Origin of the sequence: Micromonospora sp. M51 (assembly GCF_018070305.1) — a bacterium.
In the GTDB taxonomy this organism is placed as follows: Bacteria; Actinomycetota; Actinomycetes; order Mycobacteriales; family Micromonosporaceae; genus Micromonospora; species Micromonospora parva.
In genome coordinates this window covers 1-1,333 of sequence record NZ_JAGPXZ010001135.1, presented here as the reverse complement: position 1 = coordinate 1,333, position 1,333 = coordinate 1, and the positions used below count along the sequence as shown (strand labels likewise).

Below are 1,333 nucleotides of genomic sequence, written 5' to 3'. Positions count from 1 at the left end.
GTGATCGGGACGTCGGCGGGCAGCTGCTTGACGGTGAACCAGACGCCCACGTCGTGCGGGACGGAGTCGAAGCCGCAGGCGTGCACCAGCCGCGCGCCGGTGCGTGCCGCCTCGGCGTGGTGGCGCACGTACATCAGGTCGACGAACTCCGGCTCACCGGTGATGTCCAGATAGTCGGTGCCGGCCCGGGCGCAGGCGGCGACCAGCGGTTCCCCGTGGTGGATGTACGGGCCGACGGTGCTGGCCACCACCCGGGCGTTCTCCGCCACCACCCGCAGCGAGTCGGCGTCGGTCACGTCGGCGGTGAGCAGCGGCAGGTCGGCCAGGCCCGGGTCGATGGCCGCGAGCCGGTCCCGGACGGCGGCGAGGCGCTGCGGGTTGCGCCCGGCCAGCGCCCAGCGCAGCCCGGCCGGTGCGTGTCGGGCCAGGTACTCGGCGGTCAGGCCGCCGGTGAACCCGGTCGCGCCGAACAACACCACGTCGTACGTTCGCTCCACGGCCATCCCCGGAGTCTGCCATTCGCCCCCGCCGATCGACACTCGTCACGGCGTGAACACGGCCCGTACGCAACCGTCGGCCCGGTCCCGGAACAGCGCGTACCCCTCGGGGCCCCGTGCCAACGACAGTCGGTGGGTGGCCAGGTGCTCGGTCCGCAGCTCGTCGCGGGCCATCCGGTCCAGCAGCATCGGCACGTCGCGCAGGTCGGGCCGGCCCGCACCGTGCAGCGTGAGCCGCCGTTCGGTCAGCGCACCCAGCGGGAACGCGTCGACGAACCCGGCCGTCCCGCCGAGCACCACCACCATGCCGCTCTTGCGGCAGGCGTGCACCGCCTCCCGCAGCGCGTCCGGCCGGTCGGCGTGCTGGCCGCCGAAGCGGTCGGCCACCGACCGGGTCGGCGGCGCGCCGACCGCCACCACGCACACGTCCGGCCCGCGCCCACCGCTGCGGTCGCGCAGCTCGGCGGCGATGTCGTCGCGGCGGTAGTCGAGCGGCTCGGCGGCGCAGTGCCGCTCGGCCATCCGCAACCGCTCCTCGTACCGGTCCACGATCAGCACCCGGGTGGCACCGCGCCGCACCGCCGCCCACGCGGTCAACTGGCCCACCGCCCCGGCGCCCCAGATCGCCACCACGTCGCCGGGGCGCACCGCACCCACCTCGGCGGCGAGCCACCCACTCGGCGCGGCGTCGGCGGCGAACACCGCCCGGTCGTCGTCGACGCCGTCCGGGACCCGGAACGCGCTCACGTCGGCGTACGGCACCCGCACGTACTCTGCGTGACCGCCGGCGAAACCGCCTGCCGCCCTCGGCCGGCCGAAGCACCCGGCGTCCGAGC

Annotated in this window: 2 protein-coding genes; both read right to left on the bottom strand. The window is 75.8% G+C overall.

Annotated features, from left to right (window positions below; genetic code table 11):
• The coding region (locus KBX53_RS33095; protein WP_210863788.1) for a trans-acting enoyl reductase family protein at nucleotides 1–503 on the bottom strand (503 nt) is incomplete at its 3' end.
• A gap of 39 nt (nucleotides 504–542) precedes the next feature.
• The coding region (locus KBX53_RS33090; protein WP_210863786.1) for a zinc-binding dehydrogenase at nucleotides 543–1,333 on the bottom strand (791 nt) is incomplete at its 5' end.